Here is an 18321-nt window from a genome sequence, read left to right as displayed (position 1 = left end):
TTCGCAGCAATTTCAGCCGCTAATGTGCGGGCGTTGGCCGCGTCTGGCAAGCCGCTGCCAGATCAACAGGGCGATGGGCAGCAGCGCCAGCGGCACCAGCAGGGCATTGAGCAGCGACCAGCCGAGCAGGGTCACCAGGGGGCCGGCGAGCAGGGCGGTGAGGGCCACGGTGGAGAAGACCAGGAACTCGTTGGTAGCCTGGGTGCGGGCCTTCTCGACCGGGCGATAGGTCTCGGTAAGCAGGCCGGTGGCCGGCAGGAAGGTGAAGTTCCAGCCCAGCCCGAGCAGGATCAGGGCGGCGTGGAAGCCGGTCACGCCGGCCTCGACCTGGGCCACCAGGCCACACGCCGCCAGCAGCAGACAGCCGGTGGCGATCATTCGCTGGGGCCCGAAGCGGGCCGTGAGATGGCCAGTCACGAAGGAGGGCAGGAACATCGCCAGCACGTGCCACTGGATGGTGGTGGCGACGTGGTCGAAGTGGAAGCCCCTGCCGGCCATGGCCAGGGGGGTGGCGGTCATCGCCAGGTTCATGACGCCGTAGCCGATCAGGGCCGAGACCACGGCGACGAGAAACAGCGGCTGGCGCACGATCTCGCCGAGGGGGCGCGGTTGTCCCTCGCCGTGGGTGACCTCGGGCGGTGGCAGGCGGGTCACCAGCAGGATGACCAGGGCGACCAGGTAGAGCACGCCGAGCCCCAGGAAGCTGCCGAGGAAGGGCGTCTCGGCCAGTTCGCGGCTGACCCGGGCCAGCCAGGGGCCGAAGAAGGCGGCCAGCACGCCGCCGCCCATCACCAGGCCGATGGCGCGGTCACGCAGTGCCAGGGGCGCGGCCTCCACGGCGGCGAAGCGGTAGAGCTGCCCGAAGCCGATACCGATGCCGATCAGCCAGGTACCGAGCATGAACCACCCGAAGTGTTCGCCGACCAGCGCCTGGGCGGCGACCGCCACGCCGCCGAGCCCCATCAGGTTGCCGAGCATGAAGCCGCGCCTGCGACCCAGTCGGGCCATGATCAGCGAGGCGGGAATGGTTGCGCACATCAGGCCCAGCCACTGGGTGGCCACCGGGGCGGTCGACCAGGCGGGATCGGGGGCGAGGCGCGCACCGATCAGCGGCGAGACGGCGATCAACAGGATATTGCCGCTGATCAGCAGCGCCTGGCAGAGGGAGAGCAGGGAGACGCTGATGGGCATGGGGGCTCCTGGACATCCTGGGCGTGTGAGCGGGCTCTGGTGGCGTTCATGCTAGTCTGATGGTACCAGGCGCGGCAGAGCGCTCGCAGCACGCCCGAGCGGGGCAACAACCGAGAATGACGGGGAGAGTGACATGGACGACAGGCTACCGGGGGCGGAGGCAGTGATCGACTTCTGGTTCCATGAGCTCGAGCCGGCCCAGTGGTTTCGCCGGGATCCAGCCCTGGATGCGACAATCAGCGAACGCTTCGGGCCACTGCTCGAGGCCGCCGGCCGCGGCGAGCTGTGGCAGTGGCGACTCTCGGCGCGCGGCCGGCTGGCCGAGGTGATCGTGCTCGATCAGTTCTCGCGCAACATCCACCGCGACACGCCGCTCGCCTTCGCCCGTGATCCCGTGGCCCTGGTGCTCGCCCAGGAGGCGGTGGCCAACCGCATCGATCGCCACCTCGAGGTGCCCTGGCGGGCCTTCCTCTACATGCCGTTCATGCACAGCGAGTCGCTGCCGATCCATGACGAGGCGCTGGGCCTGTTCGACCAGCCGGGGCTCGAGGAGAACCTGCGCCACGAGCGCCACCATCGCGAGATCATCGAGCGCTTCGGTCGCTATCCCCACCGCAATGCCATCCTCGGTCGCGAGTCGACCCCCGAGGAGCTGGCGTTCCTCGAGCAGCCGGGGGCCTCCTTGTGAGTCGGGGAGCCTTTCTTCCGGCCCCGGGCTGGGGCACCATCGGAACCCCTGACCATAGATAGGCAAAGGAGAGCGCGACATGGGACTGATCGCCTGGCTGATCATCGGTGGCCTGGCCGGCTGGATCGCCGGTCACATCATGCGCGGGGGCGGCTTCGGTATCCTCGGCAACATCGGCGTCGGGGTCGTCGGCGCGGTGATCGGCGGTTTCCTGTTCAGCCTGCTCGGGTTGCAGGCCGGTGGCTTCATCGGCTCGCTGGTTACCGCTATCGTCGGTGCCGTGGTGCTGCTGTGGGTAATCGCGAAGATTCGACAGGCCTGACCCCGACTCCCCATCAGCGGGAACCACACCGCCCGGCCGGAGGTGCGGCCGGGCGGTGTCTTCGTCATGGTTGGCGCCTCGCCGGTGTGGGCAGAAGCCGCCGATAGCGATCCAGCAGCCGGTCCAGCTCGGTGCCGTCGAGGGCGGCCGGTGGGCGGGTGCCGGGCACCCGGAGCTCGAGCAGCAGCAGGCCGTCTCCTTCGGCAACCGGCGCCCCGTGGGCCAGGGTATGAGCGAGGCGATGGACGATATCGGGGGCGAGGCTGTCGACCCGCCGCCAGGTCAGCCGCAGGGCCTGCTGGTCGAGCAGGTACCGGAAGCGGGCCGCGTCGGTGAGCACCGAGGCGGCACCGTGCACCAGGCCCTGGGAAAGGCTTTCGAGGGTGCGGTAGGCCGGGGCGCCGGCGGCGCGGCAGGCGTGGGCCCCCTCGACGAAGCAGCGCTCCCGCTCGTCGGGATCGGTGGGCCACCGGCCGCCGCGCAGCCGTTCGCGGGTGGCCGGGTAGGCCAGGGTGATGGCGAATCCGGGCGTGTCATCGGCTAGCGAGACGGCGGTGGCCGTGATCACCCCATGGCGCAGTTCGCCGCACAGCCAGCGGTAGTCGCAGGCCCGTTGAATGGCGGCACGGGTGTCCTCCAGGGTGTGGTGCGCGCTCTGCAGCGAGCGGAGCAGGGCAAGGGTGCGAAACATCGAGGCGTCCTGTCGACGGCCGAGGTGAGCGAGCCTCGGTCCTGCATCGGGATAGTGGGTCAAGGCCCCGTGCGGGTCAACGTCCGCTGGACGGCGAAAACCGCCCGGCTGTTGCCAGCCGGGCGGTTCGGTGTCATGCGCTGTCGGTGTAGAGGCGACCCGATCAGGCGGTGGCGGCGCGCTTGCTGCTGACCAGCTCCTTGAGGGACTCCTCGATGATGCCCAGTCCCTCTTCCAGCACCTCGTCCTCGATGGTGACCGGCATCAGGAAGCGGATGGTGTTGCCGTACAGGCCGCAGGAGAGCAGGATCAGCCCCTTCTCGCGGGCCTTCTTGCACAGCGCCGCGGCCAGGTCGGCATCCGGGGTGTGGTTGGCCTTGTCGGAGACCAGGTCGATGGCGGCCATGGCGCCCATGTTGCGACCGTTGTCGACACAGTCGTAGGCCTGCTGCCACTGGGTGAAGCGCTTGGCGAGCTTGTCGCCCAGGGCCTGGCTCTTCTCCAGGATGCCCTCCTCCTCGAACACCTCCAGTACCGCCAGGGTCGCGGCGCAGGAGACCGGGCTGCCGGTGTAGGTGCCGCCCAGGGAGTTGGGGCCGGAGGCGTCCATGTGCTTGTCGGTACCGACCACCGCCGAGATCGGCATGCCGTCGGCCATGCTCTTGGCCATGGCGATGATGTCCGGCTCGACGCCGCTGTGCTCGATGGCAAACAGCTTGCCGGTGCGCCCGAAGCCGCTCTGGACCTCGTCGACGATCATCAGCATGCCGTGCTCGTCGCAGATCTCGCGGATCGCCTTGAGGAAGCTCGCCGGCGCCGGGTAGAAGCCGCCCTCGCCGAGCACCGGTTCCAGCACGATGGCCGCGGTGTCCCTCGGGTTGGCGTCGGTCTTGAGCGCCATCTTCAGGCCGCGTAGTGCCTCGTCCTCGCTGACGCCGTGATAGGGCACCGGGTAGGGGGCCCGGAAGACGTTGCCCGGCATGCTGCCGAAGTCGGTGGCGTAGGGCGCGACCTTGCCGTTCATCGCCATGGTCATGAAGGTACGGCCGTGGTAGCCGCCGTCGAAGCAGATGACATTGTTCTTGCCAGTGGCCGCGCGGGCGACCTTGACGGCATTCTCCAGCGCCTCGGCGCCGGAGTTGGCCAGCATCACCTTGGCGTGACCGCGCACCGGGGTGACCTGGCTGAGCTTCTCGGCGACCTTCACGTAGCCCTCGTAGGGCATCACCGTCTGGCAGGTGTGCATCACCTTGTCCAGCTGCGCCTTGACCGCGGCGACCACCTTCGGGTGGCGATGGCCTATATTGAGCACGCCGATGCCACCGGCGAAGTCGATGATGCGATTGCCGTCGGCGTCCCAGACCAGTGCATTCTCGGCGCGGTCGGCAAACTGGGTGGCCGGACTCGCGGCACCGCTGGCCACGTAGCGCTGCTTGAGTTCGTTGAGCTCTGCGTTGTTCATGATGCCTCCTTGGATAAAGAGATTGGCGACCGATCAGAGTCCGCCGACACAGACGTATTTTAGTTCAGTGTACTCATCCAGGCCGTGGCGCGACCCTTCGCGTCCCAGCCCTGACTCCTTGACGCCGCCGAAGGGGGCCAGCTCGGTGGAGAGGATCCCCTCGTTGATCGCCACCATGCCATATTCCAGGCCCTCCATGACATGCCAGATACGCCGGTAGTCGCGGGCATAGAAATAGGCCGCCAGGCCGAATTCGGTGGCGTTGGCCATGGCGATCGCCTCGTCGACGGTGTCGAAGCGGAACACCGGCGCGAGTGGCCCGAAGGTCTCCTCCGTGGCCACGCGCATCGCGTCGGTGACGTCGGCGATCACGGTGGGCTCGAAGAAGGTGCCGCCCAGCGCGTGGGGCGCGCCGCCGCAGACCAGGCGGGCGCCCTTGGCCAGGGCGTCGGCGATGTGTGACTGCACCTTGTCCACGGCGGCCGGGTTGATCAGGGGCCCCTGCATCACGCCGTCGTCGAGGCCGTTGCCGACCTTCAGCTCGACGACGCGGGCGGCGAGCATCTCCACGAAGGCGTCGTACACGCCGGCCTGGACCAGCAGACGGTTGGTACACACGCAGGTCTGACCGGAGTTGCGGTACTTCGAGGCCACCGCGCCTTCCACCGCGGCATCCAGGTCGGCGTCGTCGAAGACGATGAAGGGGGCATTGCCGCCGAGCTCCATGGAGGCCTTCTTGACCGTGCCGGCACACTGGGCGAGCAGCGTCTTGCCCACCGGGGTGGAGCCGGTGAAGGAGATCTTGCGTACCCGTGGGTCGGTGGTCAGGGCCTTGCCGATCTCCGCCGGGTGCCTGGCGGTCACCACGTTGAGCACGCCGGCGGGAAAGCCCGCCTCCTCGGCGAGCTTCGCCAGGGCGAGCGCGGTGAGCGGGGTCGCCTCGGCGGGCTTGATCACCACCGGGCAGCCGGCGGCGAGAGCCGGGGCGCACTTGCGCGTGATCATCGCCAACGGGAAGTTCCAGGGGGTGATGGCGGCGACCACCCCGATCGGCTCGCGAAAGACCAGGATGCGCTTGTCCACGCCGTGGCTGGGCAGGGTCTCGCCGGCCACGCGTTTGGCCTCCTCGGCGTAGTACTCGACGAAGGCGGCACCGTAGGCCACCTCACCGCGGGATTCCGCCAGCGGCTTCCCCTGTTCCAGCGTCATCAACCGCGCCAGTGCCTCCTGATTGGCCATGATGCGTTCATACCAGCCGCGCAGCAGGGCGGCACGCTCCTTGGCGGCCCGGCGACGCCAGGCCGGCCAGGCGGCGTCGGCGGCGGCGATCGCCTCGCGCGCGGCGTCGCCGTCGAGATCCGGCACCTCGGCCAGCCGTTCGCCGTTGGCGGGGTTGGTGACGGCGAAGTGGCGTGGGCCATCACGCCAGTGTCCGGCGATGTAGGCCTTGTCGACGATCAGTTCGGTCATGCTCGCCTCCTGTGGGGCGGTGGTCATCATGTTGGACGAGTGTGCATTATTTAAAACGCTTCGCCAAGCCTGTCGATCTCCATCTCCAACGGCTGGGCCATCGCCGACGAAAGGCACGATTTCCTGATGCCGGGCCATCGGCGTGGGCGTGGCTTTCCGCTACACTGGTGCGCCGAATTCCCGGCACGCCCGAGCGTGCCGTCCGTCTTTCCTGGATGTCGAGGTGAGCCTTGGTCGATACCCTGAATGCCTGGTGGGCCCAGCAGCTGGTGCTGTGTGACTGGGCCTTCGATCCGGACCCGCTGTCGGTGGATGCCGCTGCCGCGGTATCGCGCCTGGCACTCCTGGGAGTGTCCGATCGCGGCGAGCTCGGCTGGCGCCTGGTAGAGACGCTGGGGGCCGGCGGCGCGGTCGCCGACCCGGCCCGGATGCTCGCCGGCCTCGAGCTGGTGGCCCTGGCCGGCGGTGCCGGCTGGCTCTCCGAGCGTCGCGCGCGGGACTGGGCCCAGCGGCTCGCCGAGGAGATCAGTGCCCACTACGCCAGCCTCGATGCCTGGCTCGAGGCGCTGCGCCATGCGCGCAGTGCGGAAGGGTGGGTGCGTGGCGATGACGGTTTCTGCGATGCCTGCGACGCCCTGGCGGTGCTCGAGCACGAGGGCGACGGCATCACCTGGGAGCGGCTCGGCGAATGGCTGGCCATCCATGACCGCCACCTGGGGTTGTGGCCCGAGGCGTCGAATGAGCAGGTCTGGCGCCTGCGGGCCGGCTTCTCGCCGGTGGTCGAACTGCCGGCGGGGCCGGAGGACTGGACGGGGCTCGAAGCCTGGCTGACGGAGGTCTGGCAGATCCAGGAGCGCGATGACCTGCTTCGCGCCCTGTTGTGGCTGTCCAGCCAGGGGGATCGACAGGGTTGGGACCTGGACGCCGTCCGCCTGCTGGAACTGGATGGTGCTGCCCGGCATGACTGGCTGGAGCGGCTGGACGGTGGCGAACGCGCCTACGGGCGGGTGCTGCTGGACTTCGTCGGCCGTGGCGAGCCCCTGGAGTGGGCCGCCTGGGACTGGCTGCGGCTGGTCGACCTGGCCTGGGCCGGTGCCTGCCTGGGCTGGCTCGACGAGCGCGAGGCACGCGATTTCGCCCTGCACGGCGCCGACCTGGTGCTGCACCGCTACAGCGACTGGGCGGCCCTGGCCCGAGCCTATCAGCGCGGGCGCAGCCTGTTCGAGGGACGTGACCTGCTGCCCACCCTCGAGGCCGACTGGAAGCTGTTGCTGCAGTCGCCGGTGAGCCCCTGGCGCCCGGCGTTGCAGGGGCTGATCGAGCCGTCGTTGCTCGAGGCGTCACGTAGTGCCCTGCGCGGCTGGCGCCGCGAGCCACGCCACTGGGTGCTGGCACTCGCCTCGGTGCGCGAGCCCGAGCTCGCCGTGCGCCAGGGGCCGGTGGCGCCGGTGGTGTCGGCGCGGCGTGACGAGGCCCGCCAGTACCTGCGAGACACCATCGACCTGCATGCCGACGAGGGCGTGGAGGCCCTCTCGCGCTACTGGCTGCCGGCCCAGGCCCACCATCTCAATCAGCTGGCCGCCGACGCCGCCCACGGGGCCCTGCCAGGTGCCGAGACCCTCTTCGGCCACCCGACGGCGGACGATCTCGCCCTGCGCGATGGCCTGCGCACGGCCAGCCGGCACTCGGCCACCATCCACATGGCCGAGAAGTACGCCTTCTATCTGCAGATGGCCATGGACAGCGAGGCCTTCGACGCCGCCGGGCTCGACGCACTGGCGGAAGCGCTGCGCGGCTCGCTGTGCCGCTTCTATCCCGATGCGCGCCGCCTGCTGGAAGCCTGGGCGAGCTGGGAGTCGCTGCTGCCGGAGGAGGGGCAGCCGCCGCTGACCGGCGAGATCCGCTGGCACCTGGAGGACCCCGGCAGTCTGTTCCACTGGCTCGACTGGTGCCCCGGGGAGTGGCAGGAGCCGGGCCGGCGGCCGAGCCTGCCGCATTTCACCGCCATGGCGCTGGTCGGGCCACTCAACAGCGCAGCCTGGAGCCTGCCGCAGCCGGAGAGCGAGCGCGAGTGCGCCGCGATCCGCGACTGGGTCGATGGCCACTACGGTCTGCACTCGGCCGCCGAACTCGCCGAATTCCTCGACTTCCTGCTCGAGGCCGGCGACCGCCAGGAGTATCAGATCAACTACGCTCCCTATACCCTCAACGACGCCCGCCTGGGATCGGAGATCGCCACCCTGGAAACCGGCGAGTGCAGCGAGGAGGAGGCCAGCCACCTGCTGCGGCTCCGACGGGTGCGCGACAACGAGGACGGTTGCAACGACACCGACATGGCGGCCTGGGATATCGCCCAGACGGTCGACCTGGCCATCGCCGGGCGCCAGCTGGGCTGGCTCGAGGAGGCGGCCTTCGTCGCCGTCCTGGAGCGCAGCCATGGCCTGGCCGCGGCGCACTACGCCGGCTGGGAGGAGTATGCCAGGGGGCTCTACGCCGGATTCTCCTTCTTCATGGGCGAGACGCCGGAACGCGAGAGTTTCCTGGCCGGTTTCCGCCAGGCGCTGGTGGCCTGGCTCTCCGGGGCGCCGCCGTTGGCCGGCCCCTGGGCGAGCCTCGATTTCCCCGGTGCTCGGCCTCGCCATTGGGCACCGCTGCATATCGACACCCTGCCGGGAGATACGCGTACGCTCCACTGAGCGTCACCCAGCCTGGGACTCGCCATGCGTCGGAAGGTGCATCTGGGGCTCGCCATACGCTGGAAGACTGGTTTATAGTCAACGGGTTTGATGAGATGGCTCCCACCACCGGGGGGCCTGAAACCACTCAGCGAGCCGCAGACAGGCCGCTCTGGCAGTGATACCGACGATCGCGTCAGGCGTCACTCCCACAGCGTCGACCCGAAGGCCCGAAGCGCAGCGTGCGAACAGCTGCCCGGGAGGGGTGCGGCTCAGGGAATGAGGTCGTCGCAGGATGGTCGTCACGCGATCGTGTCGTAGCCTGTTGGTCATTGTGTCGCTAACCCTGCTGGCCGGCTGTGCCACCTCTCAGCGGGACACGGCGCCCCGGGCGCCCGACGATTATTTCGCTCGCCAGCTGCCGGGCCTGCCCGGGAGCTGGGATCCGCTGATGTCCCCGGTGGACAATCCTATCCGCCAGGTGCGCAGCCTGCATAACCCGCCACCGGCCCTGGTGCGCCAGGCGCTGCTGGCCCAGCACGAGCGCTGGGTGGGTACCCCCTACCGTCTCGGCGGGAGCAGCGAGCGAGGCATCGATTGCTCGGCGCTGGTCCAGCACGTCTTCCAGGATACCTTTCGCCTGGAACTGCCCCGTTCCACCGGCCAGCAGGTGCACGAGGGCATGCCCGTCGCGCGCGACGAACTGCAGGCAGGCGACCTGGTCTTCTTCCGCCCACCGGGGGCCTACGATCACGTCGGCATCTACGTCGGCGACGGTTACTTCCTGCACGCCTCCACCTCCCGGGGCGTGAAGCTCTCCAAGCTCGAGAGCGACTACTGGCGGCGCCATTACTGGCAGGCCCGGCGCGCCCTGGAGCCGACGCAGCTGGCGCAACGGGTGGCCGCCTCCGGCGAGGGGTGAGCCCCGCTCACAGGGCCTCGCGGTGCTCCATCGCAAAGTCGACGAAGGCCTGTTCGGCACGCGACAGGTAGGCGCCCCGGGCCCAGGCCAGAGACAGCTCCAGCTAGTTATTCTGTTTGTCTTATCATTGAGTACGAACGATCATGCCTGGCCAAGCCGGAGGGCAACATGATCGCAGTGCATTCCCGCGCCTGGTGGCGCGCTACCCTGGCCCTGTGCCTGGGTTCCTTCCTCGTCTTCATCAATCTCTACGCGCCCCAGCCGCTGCTGCCGGAGCTGCGAGCGACCTATGGGGTCTCCACCCTGATGGCGGGGTTGGTGATGTCGGTGTCGACCCTGGCGCTGGCAGCCTCGCTGCTGGTCTTCGGCCCGTTGTCGGATGCCATCGGCCGTGCCGGCATCATGCGCCTGACGCTGCTGGCGGCGGGGGGGCTCTCGCTAGGGTTGGCCCTGGCGCCCAGCTTCGAGAGCCTGCTGCTGCTGCGGACCCTGCAGGGTTTCGTGCTGGGGGGGCTGCCGGCGGTGGCCATCGCCTGGATGGGCGACGAGTTCGAGCGCCCGGCGCTGCTCTCGGCGGTGGGCCTCTACATCGGCGGCAACACCCTGGGGGGCATCAGCGGCCGGGTCATTGGTGGGGCCGTGGCCGAGGCGGGCGGTGCCTCGGCCAGCTTTCTGGTGGTGGGTGCCATGACGCTGGCTGGGGTGGTGCTGTTCTGGAAGCTGCTGCCGCCCGCCCGGGCCTTCACTCCGCGCCCCTTCGAGCTGCGCGGCGCCCTGGCCGACCTGACAGGCCACCTGCGCAACCCGTTGCTGCTGTCGGCCTACCTGCTCGGCGGGCTCAACTTCCTGATCTTCATCAACCAGTACAGCTACATCACCTTCCGTCTGGCGGAGGCGCCCTTCGGCCTGGGGGCGAGCCTGCTGGGGCTGATCTTCCTCACCTACCTGGGCGGTACCCTGGGCTCGACGCTCTCCGGCCGGCTGGCCCGCTCGCTGTCGCAGCCGGCCTGCATGATGATCGGCATCCTGGTCCTGATGGGCGGCACCCTGGTGACCCTGGTCGACTCGCTCACGCCGATCCTCCTCGGTCTGACGATCAATGCCTTCGGCTTCTTCCTGGCCCACTCCATGGCCTCGAGCTGGGTGGGGCGTCACGCCGAGCGGGCCCGGGGCAGCGCCTCGGCGCTCTACCTGGTGTTCTACTACGGCGGGGCGAGCCTCGGCGGCCTGTGGCTGGAGCCCTTCTGGCGGTTCGCGGCCTGGGAGGGCGTGGTCCTCGGTTCCTGGCTGGTGCTGGCGGTGACGCTGGGCATTGCGGCCCGGCTGTGGCGCCGCGAGCGCTCAGCGAGCCACCGACGGATCACCACCTAAGCCGCCGGCCTCGTCACCCCAGATCTCGTTGAGGCGCTCCTCGCGGCGACAGGCGGCCTTGTAGAAGCGGTAGCGCACCGGGTTCTTGCGATAGTAGTCCTGATGATACTCTTCGGCCGGGTAGAAGGCCTCGAAGTCGTTGATCTCGGTGGCAATCTCGCGGCCGAAACGTTCGGCCAGGGCCTCCCGGCTGGCATCGGCGAGGGCGCGCTCGTCGTCGTTCATGGGGAAGATCGCGCTGCGATAGGAGTCACCGGCGTCGCAGAACTGGCGATCCACGGCGAAGGGGTCGATGTTGCGCCAGAAGACGTGCAGCAGCGTCTCGTAGTCGACGACCTCGGGGTCGTACTCGACCTTCACGACCTCGGTGTGGCCGGTGCCGCCGGCGACCACCTGGTCGTAGCTGGGATGCTCCACATGGCCGCCGCTGAAGCCCGAGGTAGTGGCGATCACGCCGTCGACCGGGTCGAAGGCCTCCTCGACGCACCAGAAGCAGCCGCCGGCGAAGACGGCACTGGCGGTCTGCTCCTCGGCGAGGGCCGCTCCTGCCACGCCGAGCGGCAGGGGAAGGGCGAACAGGGCGAGCCAACGAGAGGCGAGGGGGGCGGGCAGCGGCATCGGAGGTGGCTCCATGATCCAGGGGTGTTAGATTGGAGGTTGTTGCATGGCATGGGTTCCGTACAACCCCTGTTGCGTCCTGCCCCGCTGTAAGGTGCCGTGGCGGGCGACGACACAAGGACGAATCCGTCCGCCGCCCACCAGGGTGGCCACCACCAGGAGCCTTCCCTTGACCCGACGTCGTCTGATACTCGCGGCCCTGATCGCCCTGATCGTTGCAGCCTACTTCCTCAGCGGGGCCGACGAGGCCCTGACCCTACAGAACCTGCAGGCCGAGCAGTCCCGCTTCCGCGCCTGGCTGGCGGCGGAACCCCTGACCGTCGCCGGGGGGTTCTTCCTGATCTACGTGGTGATGGCCGCCGTCTCGCTGCCGGGCGCGGCCCTGCTGACGGTGCTGGGCGGCGCACTCTTCGGCTTCGGCTGGGGGCTCGCGATCATCTCCTTCGCCAGCACCCTGGGGGCGACCCTGGCGGCGCTGATCGCCCGCACCCTGGCACGGGCGCCGCTGGAGCGACGCTTCGCCCCCCAACTCGAGCGCATCAATGCCGGCATCGAGCGCGAGGGGGCCTTCTACCTCTTCACCCTGCGCCTGATCCCGCTGTTCCCCTTCTTCGTGATCAACCTGGTGCTGGGCCTGACCCGGATGCGCCTGTGGACCTTCTACTGGGTCAGCCAGGTCGGGATGCTGCCCGGCACGGCGGTGTACGTGAATGCGGGCCGCGAGCTCGGCAACCTCGAGTCGCTCTCGGGCATCCTGTCACCGGGGTTGATCGGCTCCTTCGCCCTGATCGGGCTCTTCCCCTGGCTGGCCCGCGGCCTGGTGGGGCTGGCCAAGCGGCGGCGACTGGCCCGACGCTACGACCGGCCGGCCCGTTTCGACCAGGACATCGTGGTGATCGGCGGGGGGGCCGCGGGGCTGGTGGCCAGCTACATCGCCGCGGCGGTCAAGGCGCGGGTGGCGCTGGTGGAGCGCGACCGCTTGGGCGGCGACTGCCTCAATACCGGCTGTGTGCCCTCCAAGGCGCTGATTCGCGCGGCACGGCTCGTCAGCGAGGTGCGTGGGGCCGCCCGCTACGGGATCAGCGTCGGCGAGCCCGAGGTGGACTTCGCCGCGGTGATGGGACACGTGCACCGCGCGATCCGCGAGGTCGAGCCCCACGACAGCCGCAGCCGATACGAGGGACTCGGCGTCGAGGTCATCGCCGGTGACGCCTTCCTCGAGGATCCCTGGCGAGTACGCGTCGGCGATCGGGTGCTGACCACCCGCCACGTGATCATCGCCAGCGGGGCGCGGCCGCGGATCCCCGACCTGCCGGGACTCGACGACATCGAGGTGCTGACCTCGGACAACCTCTGGCAACTCGAGACCCTGCCCGGCCGCCTGGTGGTGCTGGGGGGCGGCCCCATCGGCTGCGAACTGGGGCAGAGCTTCGCCCGGCTGGGCAGCCGGGTCGAGCTGGTGGAGATGGGTAACCAGTTGCTGCCCCGCGAGGACCGGGACGTGGCGGCCGAGGTCGAGAAGCGACTGGCCGGGGAGGGCGTCGGACTGCACCTCACCACCCGGGCCCGGCGCGTGGTGGCGGTGGACGGCGGCCATGCCCTGGAGGTGGAGCGGCGCGGGGGGGGCGGCGAACCGCCGCTCGAGCGGCTGCCCTTCACGCACCTGCTGGTTGCCGTGGGACGCCAGGCCAATGTCGAGGGGATGGGGCTCGAGGCGCTCGGCGTGGCGACCCGCCAGGACGGTACCCTGGCCGTGGACGAGAGCCTGCAGAGCGTGCTGCCCAATGTCTGGGCCTGTGGCGACGTGGCCGGTCCCTTCCAGCTCACCCATGCCAGCGCCCACCAGGCGTGGCACGCCACCGTCAATGCCCTGTTCGGTGAGCTCAAGCGCTTCCGGGTCAGCTACCGGGCGCTGCCGGCGGTTACCTTCACCGACCCGGAAGTGGCGCGGGTCGGGCTCAACGAGCGCGAGGCCAGGGACAGGGACGTGGACGTCGAGGTCACGCGCTACGCGCTGAGTGAGCTGGACCGCGCCATCGCCGAGGGCGAGACGGACGGCTTCGTCAAGGTGCTGACGGTGCCCGGCAAGGATCGGATCCTGGGCGCGACCATCGTCGGCGTGGGGGCGGGAGAGATGCTCGCCGAGTTCACCCTGGCCATGACCCGCGGCATCGGGCTCAACAAGCTGCTGGGGACCATTCACTCCTATCCGACCCGCAGCGAGGCGGTCAAGGCCACGGCCGGGGCGTGGAAGAATGCCCACAAGCCGGAGCGGCTGCTGGGCGGGCTCGCACGCTACTTCGCCTGGCGGCGAGGGGCGCGGCGCAGCGAATCGATGGAGTCGACGAGGAGACAGGATGCTTGACCGCTGGACCCTGCCATTGACCCAGCCGCCGCTGACTGAAACGGACGAAGAGGCCCGGAAACGACGAAGGGGCAGCCGGTGGCTACCCCTTCGTGATCGAACTCGGCACGGCTCTCAGTGTTCGACGCCGCCGGCGCCATGCACGTGACCGTGCTCGATCTCTTCCTGGCTGGCCTCGCGAACCTCGGCGATCTCGACATCGAAGTTCAGGGTCTGGCCGGCCAGCGGATGATTGCCGTCGACGGTGACGGTATCGCCTTCCACCTTGGTCACGGTGACCATCAGCGGGCCGCCCTGGGTCTGGGCCTGGAACTGCATGCCCGGCTCGACGTTGTCGACGCCCTGGAAGGCGTCACGCGGCACTTCCTGCACCAGCTGCGGCTGCTGCTCGCCGTAACCCTCGGCGGGTTCTACGGTGGCGGTGAGCTTGTCGCCGGTGGAGCGGCCTTCAAGCTCCTTCTCGAGGCCGGGAATGATGTTGCCGGCGCCGTGGAGGTAGGTCAGTGGCTCGCGGCCTTCCGAACTGTCCAGCACTTCACCTGCGTCATTGGTCAGGGTGTAGTGGAACGCGACAACGGAATTCTGCGCAATCTGCATTGAATAACCTTTCGGTGAGTGCATGTGAAAACCATGGTAACGCGACGAGCGGGGAGCTGTCAGGGGGATGGGCGAATTTCAGGATGGAAACGTCGATCCTGAGACACATTCACGCCTATCGGCCCGGCTGACTTTTGGACAGTTGCGTGCCTCTGCGGGCGGGGATACCCTTGCGTGATGACTTTATACCCACTGCACACACCACCTTTCGGAGAGTGTCCATGACCATTGTCGTGATCTGGTTGATCGCCTTCGCCGCGATCCTGTTCTTCTGCTATCGTCGCTGGGAGTCCAGTGTCAGCTCCGGTCTCGACAAGCTGCTTCCAGCGGTGATGAAGACCCACGGTGACAATCGCCTGGTGTGGAGCCTGGCCCTGGCGGTGCTGGGGGCCACGACCTTGGTACGCCCGGTGGACATGCTGCTGACCGTGATCGTCATCGGGCTGCTGGTGTTGATCGGCCGGAAGCTGGCCGGCTGGGCCATGAACAAGGTCGATATGTAGACGCCCGGCGCCCGAATCACGCCAATGCCGAGGGCCCGCGGATCGCTCCGCGGGCCCTCGGTCCGTTCGGTCGATCGGCCGGAGAGCTCGATCAGTAGGGAGCCACGGTCAGGTTGGCGCCACTGCCGATCAGGCGCACGCGCTGGCCGGTCTGGAACTGGCGGTCCGCCTTCTGCACCACGACGATGTTCTGGCCGTCGTCGCGGCGGATCTCCATCTCCCAGGCGCGGACCCGGTTGGTGGCGTCCTCGATGCGCGAGCCGGCCACGCCACCGCCGATGGCCCCGGCCGCAGTGGCCAGTCGGCGCCCGGAGCCGCCGCCCACCTGGTTGCCCAGCAAGCCGCCGATCACGGCACCGCCGGCGGTGCCGAGCAGGTTACCGGTGGGGCTGTCGGCCTGGATCTGTACCTGGCGCAGGGCGGTGATGGTGCCGAAGGTGACCTGCTGGCCGGTCTGGGCCTGACTGCCGCGGTAGACATCACCGCCATAGGGGGCGGTGTTGGCACACCCCGCCAGGGTCAGGATACCGAGCGCGAGAACGGGAAGAAGACGTTTCATGTAGGACCTCCTGGGGCATTCACTCGGGGCTCTCTTCGAGACAGCCCGCTGACATCCTGTCGGAATCGAAAGGGTTATAGAACGCTGTTTGCTAATGAGTCTACCCAGCTTTGGCCAGTTTGACCAGTCACCCGGGAGCGAGTGCCCCAGTGTAGCGTGTGAGATGAGTAAATAGTGTGAAAACCGTCTCGACATAAAAAAGGGGAGGCCTTTGCCTCCCCAAGGGTTCCAGTCGTTCTACCGCGATCGTGTCGGCTCAGCCGAACTGATTCATGGTGTTGTCCTTGCCGCCGGCCTTGAGCGCCGCCTCGCCGTGGAAGAACTCCTTGTGGTCGTCACCGATGTTGGAGCCGGCCATGTCCTGGTGCTTGACGGTGGCGATGCCTTCGCGGATCTCGCGGCGCTGGACGCCCGCCACGTAGGCCAGCATGCCCTCGTCGCCGAAGTAGCCCTTGGCCAGGTTGTCGGTGGACAGGGCCGCGGTGTGGTAAGTCGGCAGGGTGATCAGGTGATGGAAGATGCCGGCCTCGCGAGAAGCGTCACGCTGGAAGTTGCGGGTCCACTCGTCGGCCTGGGCCGCCAGCTCGGTGTCGTCGTACTTCGCGTTCATCAGCTCGGCGCGATTGTAGGCCGAGACATCCTTGCCTTCCTGCTCCCAGGCGTCGAACACCTGCTGGCGGAAATTCAGGGTCCAGTTGAAGGACGGCGAGTTGTTGTAGACCAGCTTGGCGTTCGGCACCACTTCGCGGATGCGGTTGACCATGCCGGCAATCTGGCCGACGTGGGGCTTCTCGGTCTCGATCCACAGCAGGTCGGCACCGTTCTGCAGGCTGGTGATGCAATCCAGTACCACCCGGTCCTCACCGGTGCCCGGCTTGAACTCGTACAGGCCCGAGGCCAGGCGCTTGACCTTGACCAGCTTGCCGTCCTGCTTGATGACCACGTCGCCGTTGTCGATGTCGGAAGCACTGGTGATCTCGTCGCCGTCCAGGTAGCTGTTGTACTGGTCGCCCAGGTCACCCGGCTCCTTGGTGACGGCGATCTTCTGGGTCAGGCCGGCACCCAGGGAATCGGTACGGGCGACGATCACGCCATCCTCCACGCCGAGCTCGAGGAAGGCATAGCGCACGGCATTGAGCTTGGCGATGAAGTCCTCGTGGGGCACGGTGACCTTGCCGGCCTGGTGACCGCACTGCTTCTCGTCGGAGACCTGATTCTCGATCTGGATGCAGCAGGCGCCCGCCTCGATCATCTTCTTGGCCAGCAGGTAGGTGGCCTCGGCGTTGCCGAAACCGGCGTCGATGTCGGCGATGATCGGCACGATGTGGGTCTCGAAGTTGTCGATCTTCGCGATCAGCTCGTCGGCCCGGGCCTTGTCACCGGCAGTCTTGGCCGCTTCCAGGTCGCGGAACAGATGGTTGAGCTCCCAGGCGTCGGCCTGGCGCAGGAAGGTGTAGAGCTCCTCGATCAGGGCCGGCACCGAGGTCTTCTCGTGCATGGACTGATCGGGCAGCGGGCCGAACTCGGAGCGCAGGGCGGCGACCATCCAGCCGGAGAGGTAGAGGTAGCGCCCCTTGGTGTGGCCGAAGTGCTTCTTGATGGAGATCAGTTTCTGCTGCCCGATGAAGCCGTGCCAGCACCCGAGCGACTGGGTGTACTGGGCGCTGTCGGCGTCGTAGGCAGCCATGTCCTCGCGCATGATCTTTGCGGTGTAGCGGGCGATGTCGAGACCGGTCTGGAAACGGTTCTGAACCCGCATGCGGGCGGCATGCTCGGGGTTGATGTTGTCCCACTTGCCGCGCTGGGCTTCACGCAGTTGCGCCAGCGCCTGGAGTTCGTCGTTGAATGCTGCCATGGGAGCCATCCTTCACGTCAGGAGTGGAGTCTCGTGATCGCGACGCGGGTGCCCGGCCGGGGCCGGCGGCGTCGCGGCCGCTGGAATCGCCTGCTGCATCATTCGGCAATGCCTTATGTTGCACCTGCGAAGTCTTGTCAGGTTCGGCCAGTTGCCACGGGCTGTCTCTACGGCCTTGGTCGAACCCGGGCGAGGGGTGGATCGTCGGGTCGCTGGCAACACGAGCCGGTCGCTGAACGATCGTTTTATCCTCGCCATGGCCTCCACTATGGCGCCTTGTGACGGGCTGCCACAATTGACCCTTGGGGGTAGGGGGCGTTGTAGTTCGACTACAGGAACGCCGTGCACGGGCGCTTTCCTGTAGTGAAGTTTCCGTGGGGGGCGAAGGGGCGGTGGCTCAATCCCGTAAGGCAAGTCGCATGTTGCGGTGCGGAATGCCAGCCTCGAGGAACTCGTCACCAAAGGCCTGGAAACCGAGATTTTCGTAGAAGGCCAGGGCATGGGTCTGGGCGGCCAGCTCCACGGCCGGGTGCCCGTGGCGGCGGGCCGCCTCGATGGCGGCCCGCACCAGGGTCGCGCCGATGCCGAGCCCGCGGGCCTCGGCGAGCACGGCGACCCGGCCGATATGGGCGTCGGGCAGCAGCCGTGCGGTGCCCAGCGGGCGGCCGTCGGCGATGGCCAGAAAGTGCCGGCAATCGGGGTCGCAGCCGTCCCACTCCTCTTCGAGGGGGACCCGCTGCTCCTCGATAAAGACGACACGACGGATCTCGCCGGCGGCCTCGCCGAGCGCTTCCCAGCTTCCCTCACGGATCTCCAGCGCTTTCGTCATCGCTCACCTCTCGCCTTTCTGCTACTCGGGGCTGATCCAGCGGCAGGCCCCGGAGCGCCGGACCGTCGAGGAGGCGCTGTAAATAAATAAGGTAATCCCCCGGCTTTGCCGGGGGACTACCCGAGGTTTGACCGTGTGCTGCGGTCAAAGGGAACCTCCAGTCTCCGCCAAGAGATAGGATGTTCCCAATGAGAGAGTACCAG

16 protein-coding genes are annotated in these 18321 nt (G+C 68.3%); 7 read left to right on the top strand and 9 right to left on the bottom strand.

Annotation, left to right across the window (positions count from 1 at the left end; translation table 11 throughout):
- Positions 1–12 precede the first annotated feature (12 nt).
- Entirely contained in the window at positions 13–1191 is a 1179-nt protein-coding gene (locus AC5W54_RS18745) for an MFS transporter (RefSeq protein ID WP_495963619.1), read from the bottom strand.
- Between the two features lie 133 nt (positions 1192–1324).
- Here AC5W54_RS18745 and AC5W54_RS18740 point away from each other — a divergent pair, with 133 nt between their 5' ends.
- Both AC5W54_RS18740 and AC5W54_RS18735 read left to right on the top strand, forming a co-directional pair.
- A complete protein-coding gene (locus AC5W54_RS18740; protein WP_495963618.1) occupies positions 1325–1879 on the top strand; it encodes a DUF924 family protein in 555 nt (184 codons plus the stop codon).
- A gap of 79 nt (positions 1880–1958) precedes the next feature.
- On the top strand, positions 1959–2201 hold the full coding sequence (locus tag AC5W54_RS18735; protein WP_110283627.1) for a GlsB/YeaQ/YmgE family stress response membrane protein: 243 nt from the start codon (positions 1959–1961) through the stop codon (positions 2199–2201).
- A gap of 64 nt (positions 2202–2265) precedes the next feature.
- On the opposite strand, the gene AC5W54_RS18730 is transcribed toward AC5W54_RS18735, so the two are convergent.
- The 3 genes from AC5W54_RS18730 to AC5W54_RS18720 form a co-directional block, all read right to left on the bottom strand.
- Entirely contained in the window at positions 2266–2892 is a 627-nt protein-coding gene (locus tag AC5W54_RS18730) for a hypothetical protein (protein WP_495963617.1), read from the bottom strand.
- Positions 2893–3055: 163 nt separating this feature from the next.
- Entirely contained in the window at positions 3056–4354 is a 1299-nt protein-coding gene (gabT, locus tag AC5W54_RS18725) for a 4-aminobutyrate--2-oxoglutarate transaminase (RefSeq protein ID WP_495963616.1), read from the bottom strand.
- 33 nt (positions 4355–4387) lie between these two features.
- Positions 4388–5824, bottom strand: coding sequence for an NAD-dependent succinate-semialdehyde dehydrogenase (locus AC5W54_RS18720; RefSeq protein WP_495963615.1), 1437 nt, complete (start codon positions 5822–5824; stop codon positions 4388–4390).
- A 230-nt stretch (positions 5825–6054) separates the two neighbouring features.
- Here AC5W54_RS18720 and AC5W54_RS18715 point away from each other — a divergent pair, with 230 nt between their 5' ends.
- From AC5W54_RS18715 to AC5W54_RS18705, 3 genes are all read left to right on the top strand, one after another.
- A complete protein-coding gene (locus AC5W54_RS18715; RefSeq protein WP_495963614.1) occupies positions 6055–8520 on the top strand; it encodes a DUF1266 domain-containing protein in 2466 nt (821 codons plus the stop codon).
- 313 nt (positions 8521–8833) lie between these two features.
- Positions 8834–9421, top strand: a complete 588-nt coding sequence (locus tag AC5W54_RS18710; protein WP_495963613.1) for a C40 family peptidase — start codon at positions 8834–8836, stop codon at positions 9419–9421.
- Between the two features lie 168 nt (positions 9422–9589).
- The gene (locus AC5W54_RS18705; RefSeq protein WP_495963612.1) at positions 9590–10792 is read left to right on the top strand and encodes an MFS transporter; all 1203 of its coding nucleotides are present in this window, start codon (positions 9590–9592) and stop codon (positions 10790–10792) included.
- On the opposite strand, the gene msrA is transcribed toward AC5W54_RS18705, so the two are convergent.
- The gene (msrA, locus tag AC5W54_RS18700; protein WP_495963611.1) at positions 10763–11410 is read right to left on the bottom strand and encodes a peptide-methionine (S)-S-oxide reductase MsrA; all 648 of its coding nucleotides are present in this window, start codon (positions 11408–11410) and stop codon (positions 10763–10765) included. The genes AC5W54_RS18705 and msrA overlap by 30 nt on opposite strands.
- Before the next feature lie 169 nt (positions 11411–11579).
- Here msrA and AC5W54_RS18695 point away from each other — a divergent pair, with 169 nt between their 5' ends.
- Positions 11580–13775, top strand: a complete 2196-nt coding sequence (locus AC5W54_RS18695) for a dihydrolipoyl dehydrogenase family protein (protein ID WP_495963610.1) — start codon at positions 11580–11582, stop codon at positions 13773–13775.
- A 114-nt stretch (positions 13776–13889) separates the two neighbouring features.
- Here the strand turns inward: AC5W54_RS18695 and AC5W54_RS18690 are convergent, their stop codons facing one another.
- Entirely contained in the window at positions 13890–14372 is a 483-nt protein-coding gene (locus AC5W54_RS18690) for an FKBP-type peptidyl-prolyl cis-trans isomerase (protein ID WP_495963609.1), read from the bottom strand.
- Positions 14373–14593: 221 nt separating this feature from the next.
- Between AC5W54_RS18690 and AC5W54_RS18685 the strand changes: the two genes are divergently transcribed.
- Positions 14594–14875, top strand: a complete 282-nt coding sequence (locus AC5W54_RS18685) for a hypothetical protein (RefSeq protein WP_495963608.1) — start codon at positions 14594–14596, stop codon at positions 14873–14875.
- Positions 14876–14966: 91 nt separating this feature from the next.
- On the opposite strand, the gene AC5W54_RS18680 is transcribed toward AC5W54_RS18685, so the two are convergent.
- From AC5W54_RS18680 to AC5W54_RS18670, 3 genes are all read right to left on the bottom strand, one after another.
- Positions 14967–15434 carry an outer membrane lipoprotein gene (locus AC5W54_RS18680; protein ID WP_495963607.1) on the bottom strand — a complete coding sequence of 156 codons (468 nt, stop codon included), beginning with the start codon at positions 15432–15434 and terminating at the stop codon, positions 14967–14969.
- Positions 15435–15690: 256 nt separating this feature from the next.
- Positions 15691–17289, bottom strand: coding sequence for an isocitrate lyase (locus AC5W54_RS18675; protein ID WP_495963606.1), 1599 nt, complete (start codon positions 17287–17289; stop codon positions 15691–15693).
- A 397-nt stretch (positions 17290–17686) separates the two neighbouring features.
- Positions 17687–18118 carry a GNAT family N-acetyltransferase gene (locus AC5W54_RS18670; protein WP_495963605.1) on the bottom strand — a complete coding sequence of 144 codons (432 nt, stop codon included), beginning with the start codon at positions 18116–18118 and terminating at the stop codon, positions 17687–17689.
- Positions 18119–18321: the final 203 nt, after the last annotated feature.

This window comes from Halomonas sp. LMYGS-3 (assembly GCF_059509875.1).
The sequence above is the reverse complement of the archived record's forward strand: the minus strand, read 5'-3'. Positions and strand labels throughout refer to the sequence as shown.

Excerpts from the sequence above, each read along its gene's own strand:
- AC5W54_RS18745 (WP_495963619.1), bottom strand. The coding sequence starts at position 1,191 with ATGCCCATCAGCGTCTCCCTGCTCTCCCTCTGCCAGGCGCTGCTGATC.
- AC5W54_RS18740 (WP_495963618.1), top strand. The coding sequence starts at position 1,325 with ATGGACGACAGGCTACCGGGGGCGGAGGCAGTGATCGACTTCTGGTTC.
- AC5W54_RS18735 (WP_110283627.1), top strand. The coding sequence starts at position 1,959 with ATGGGACTGATCGCCTGGCTGATCATCGGTGGCCTGGCCGGCTGGATC.
- AC5W54_RS18730 (WP_495963617.1), bottom strand. The coding sequence starts at position 2,892 with ATGTTTCGCACCCTTGCCCTGCTCCGCTCGCTGCAGAGCGCGCACCAC.
- gabT (WP_495963616.1), bottom strand. The coding sequence starts at position 4,354 with ATGAACAACGCAGAGCTCAACGAACTCAAGCAGCGCTACGTGGCCAGC.
- AC5W54_RS18720 (WP_495963615.1), bottom strand. The coding sequence starts at position 5,824 with ATGACCGAACTGATCGTCGACAAGGCCTACATCGCCGGACACTGGCGT.
- AC5W54_RS18705 (WP_495963612.1), top strand. The coding sequence starts at position 9,590 with ATGATCGCAGTGCATTCCCGCGCCTGGTGGCGCGCTACCCTGGCCCTG.
- msrA (WP_495963611.1), bottom strand. The coding sequence starts at position 11,410 with ATGCCGCTGCCCGCCCCCCTCGCCTCTCGTTGGCTCGCCCTGTTCGCC.
- AC5W54_RS18690 (WP_495963609.1), bottom strand. The coding sequence starts at position 14,372 with ATGCAGATTGCGCAGAATTCCGTTGTCGCGTTCCACTACACCCTGACC.
- AC5W54_RS18685 (WP_495963608.1), top strand. The coding sequence starts at position 14,594 with ATGACCATTGTCGTGATCTGGTTGATCGCCTTCGCCGCGATCCTGTTC.
- AC5W54_RS18680 (WP_495963607.1), bottom strand. The coding sequence starts at position 15,434 with ATGAAACGTCTTCTTCCCGTTCTCGCGCTCGGTATCCTGACCCTGGCG.
- AC5W54_RS18675 (WP_495963606.1), bottom strand. The coding sequence starts at position 17,289 with ATGGCAGCATTCAACGACGAACTCCAGGCGCTGGCGCAACTGCGTGAA.
- AC5W54_RS18670 (WP_495963605.1), bottom strand. The coding sequence starts at position 18,118 with ATGACGAAAGCGCTGGAGATCCGTGAGGGAAGCTGGGAAGCGCTCGGC.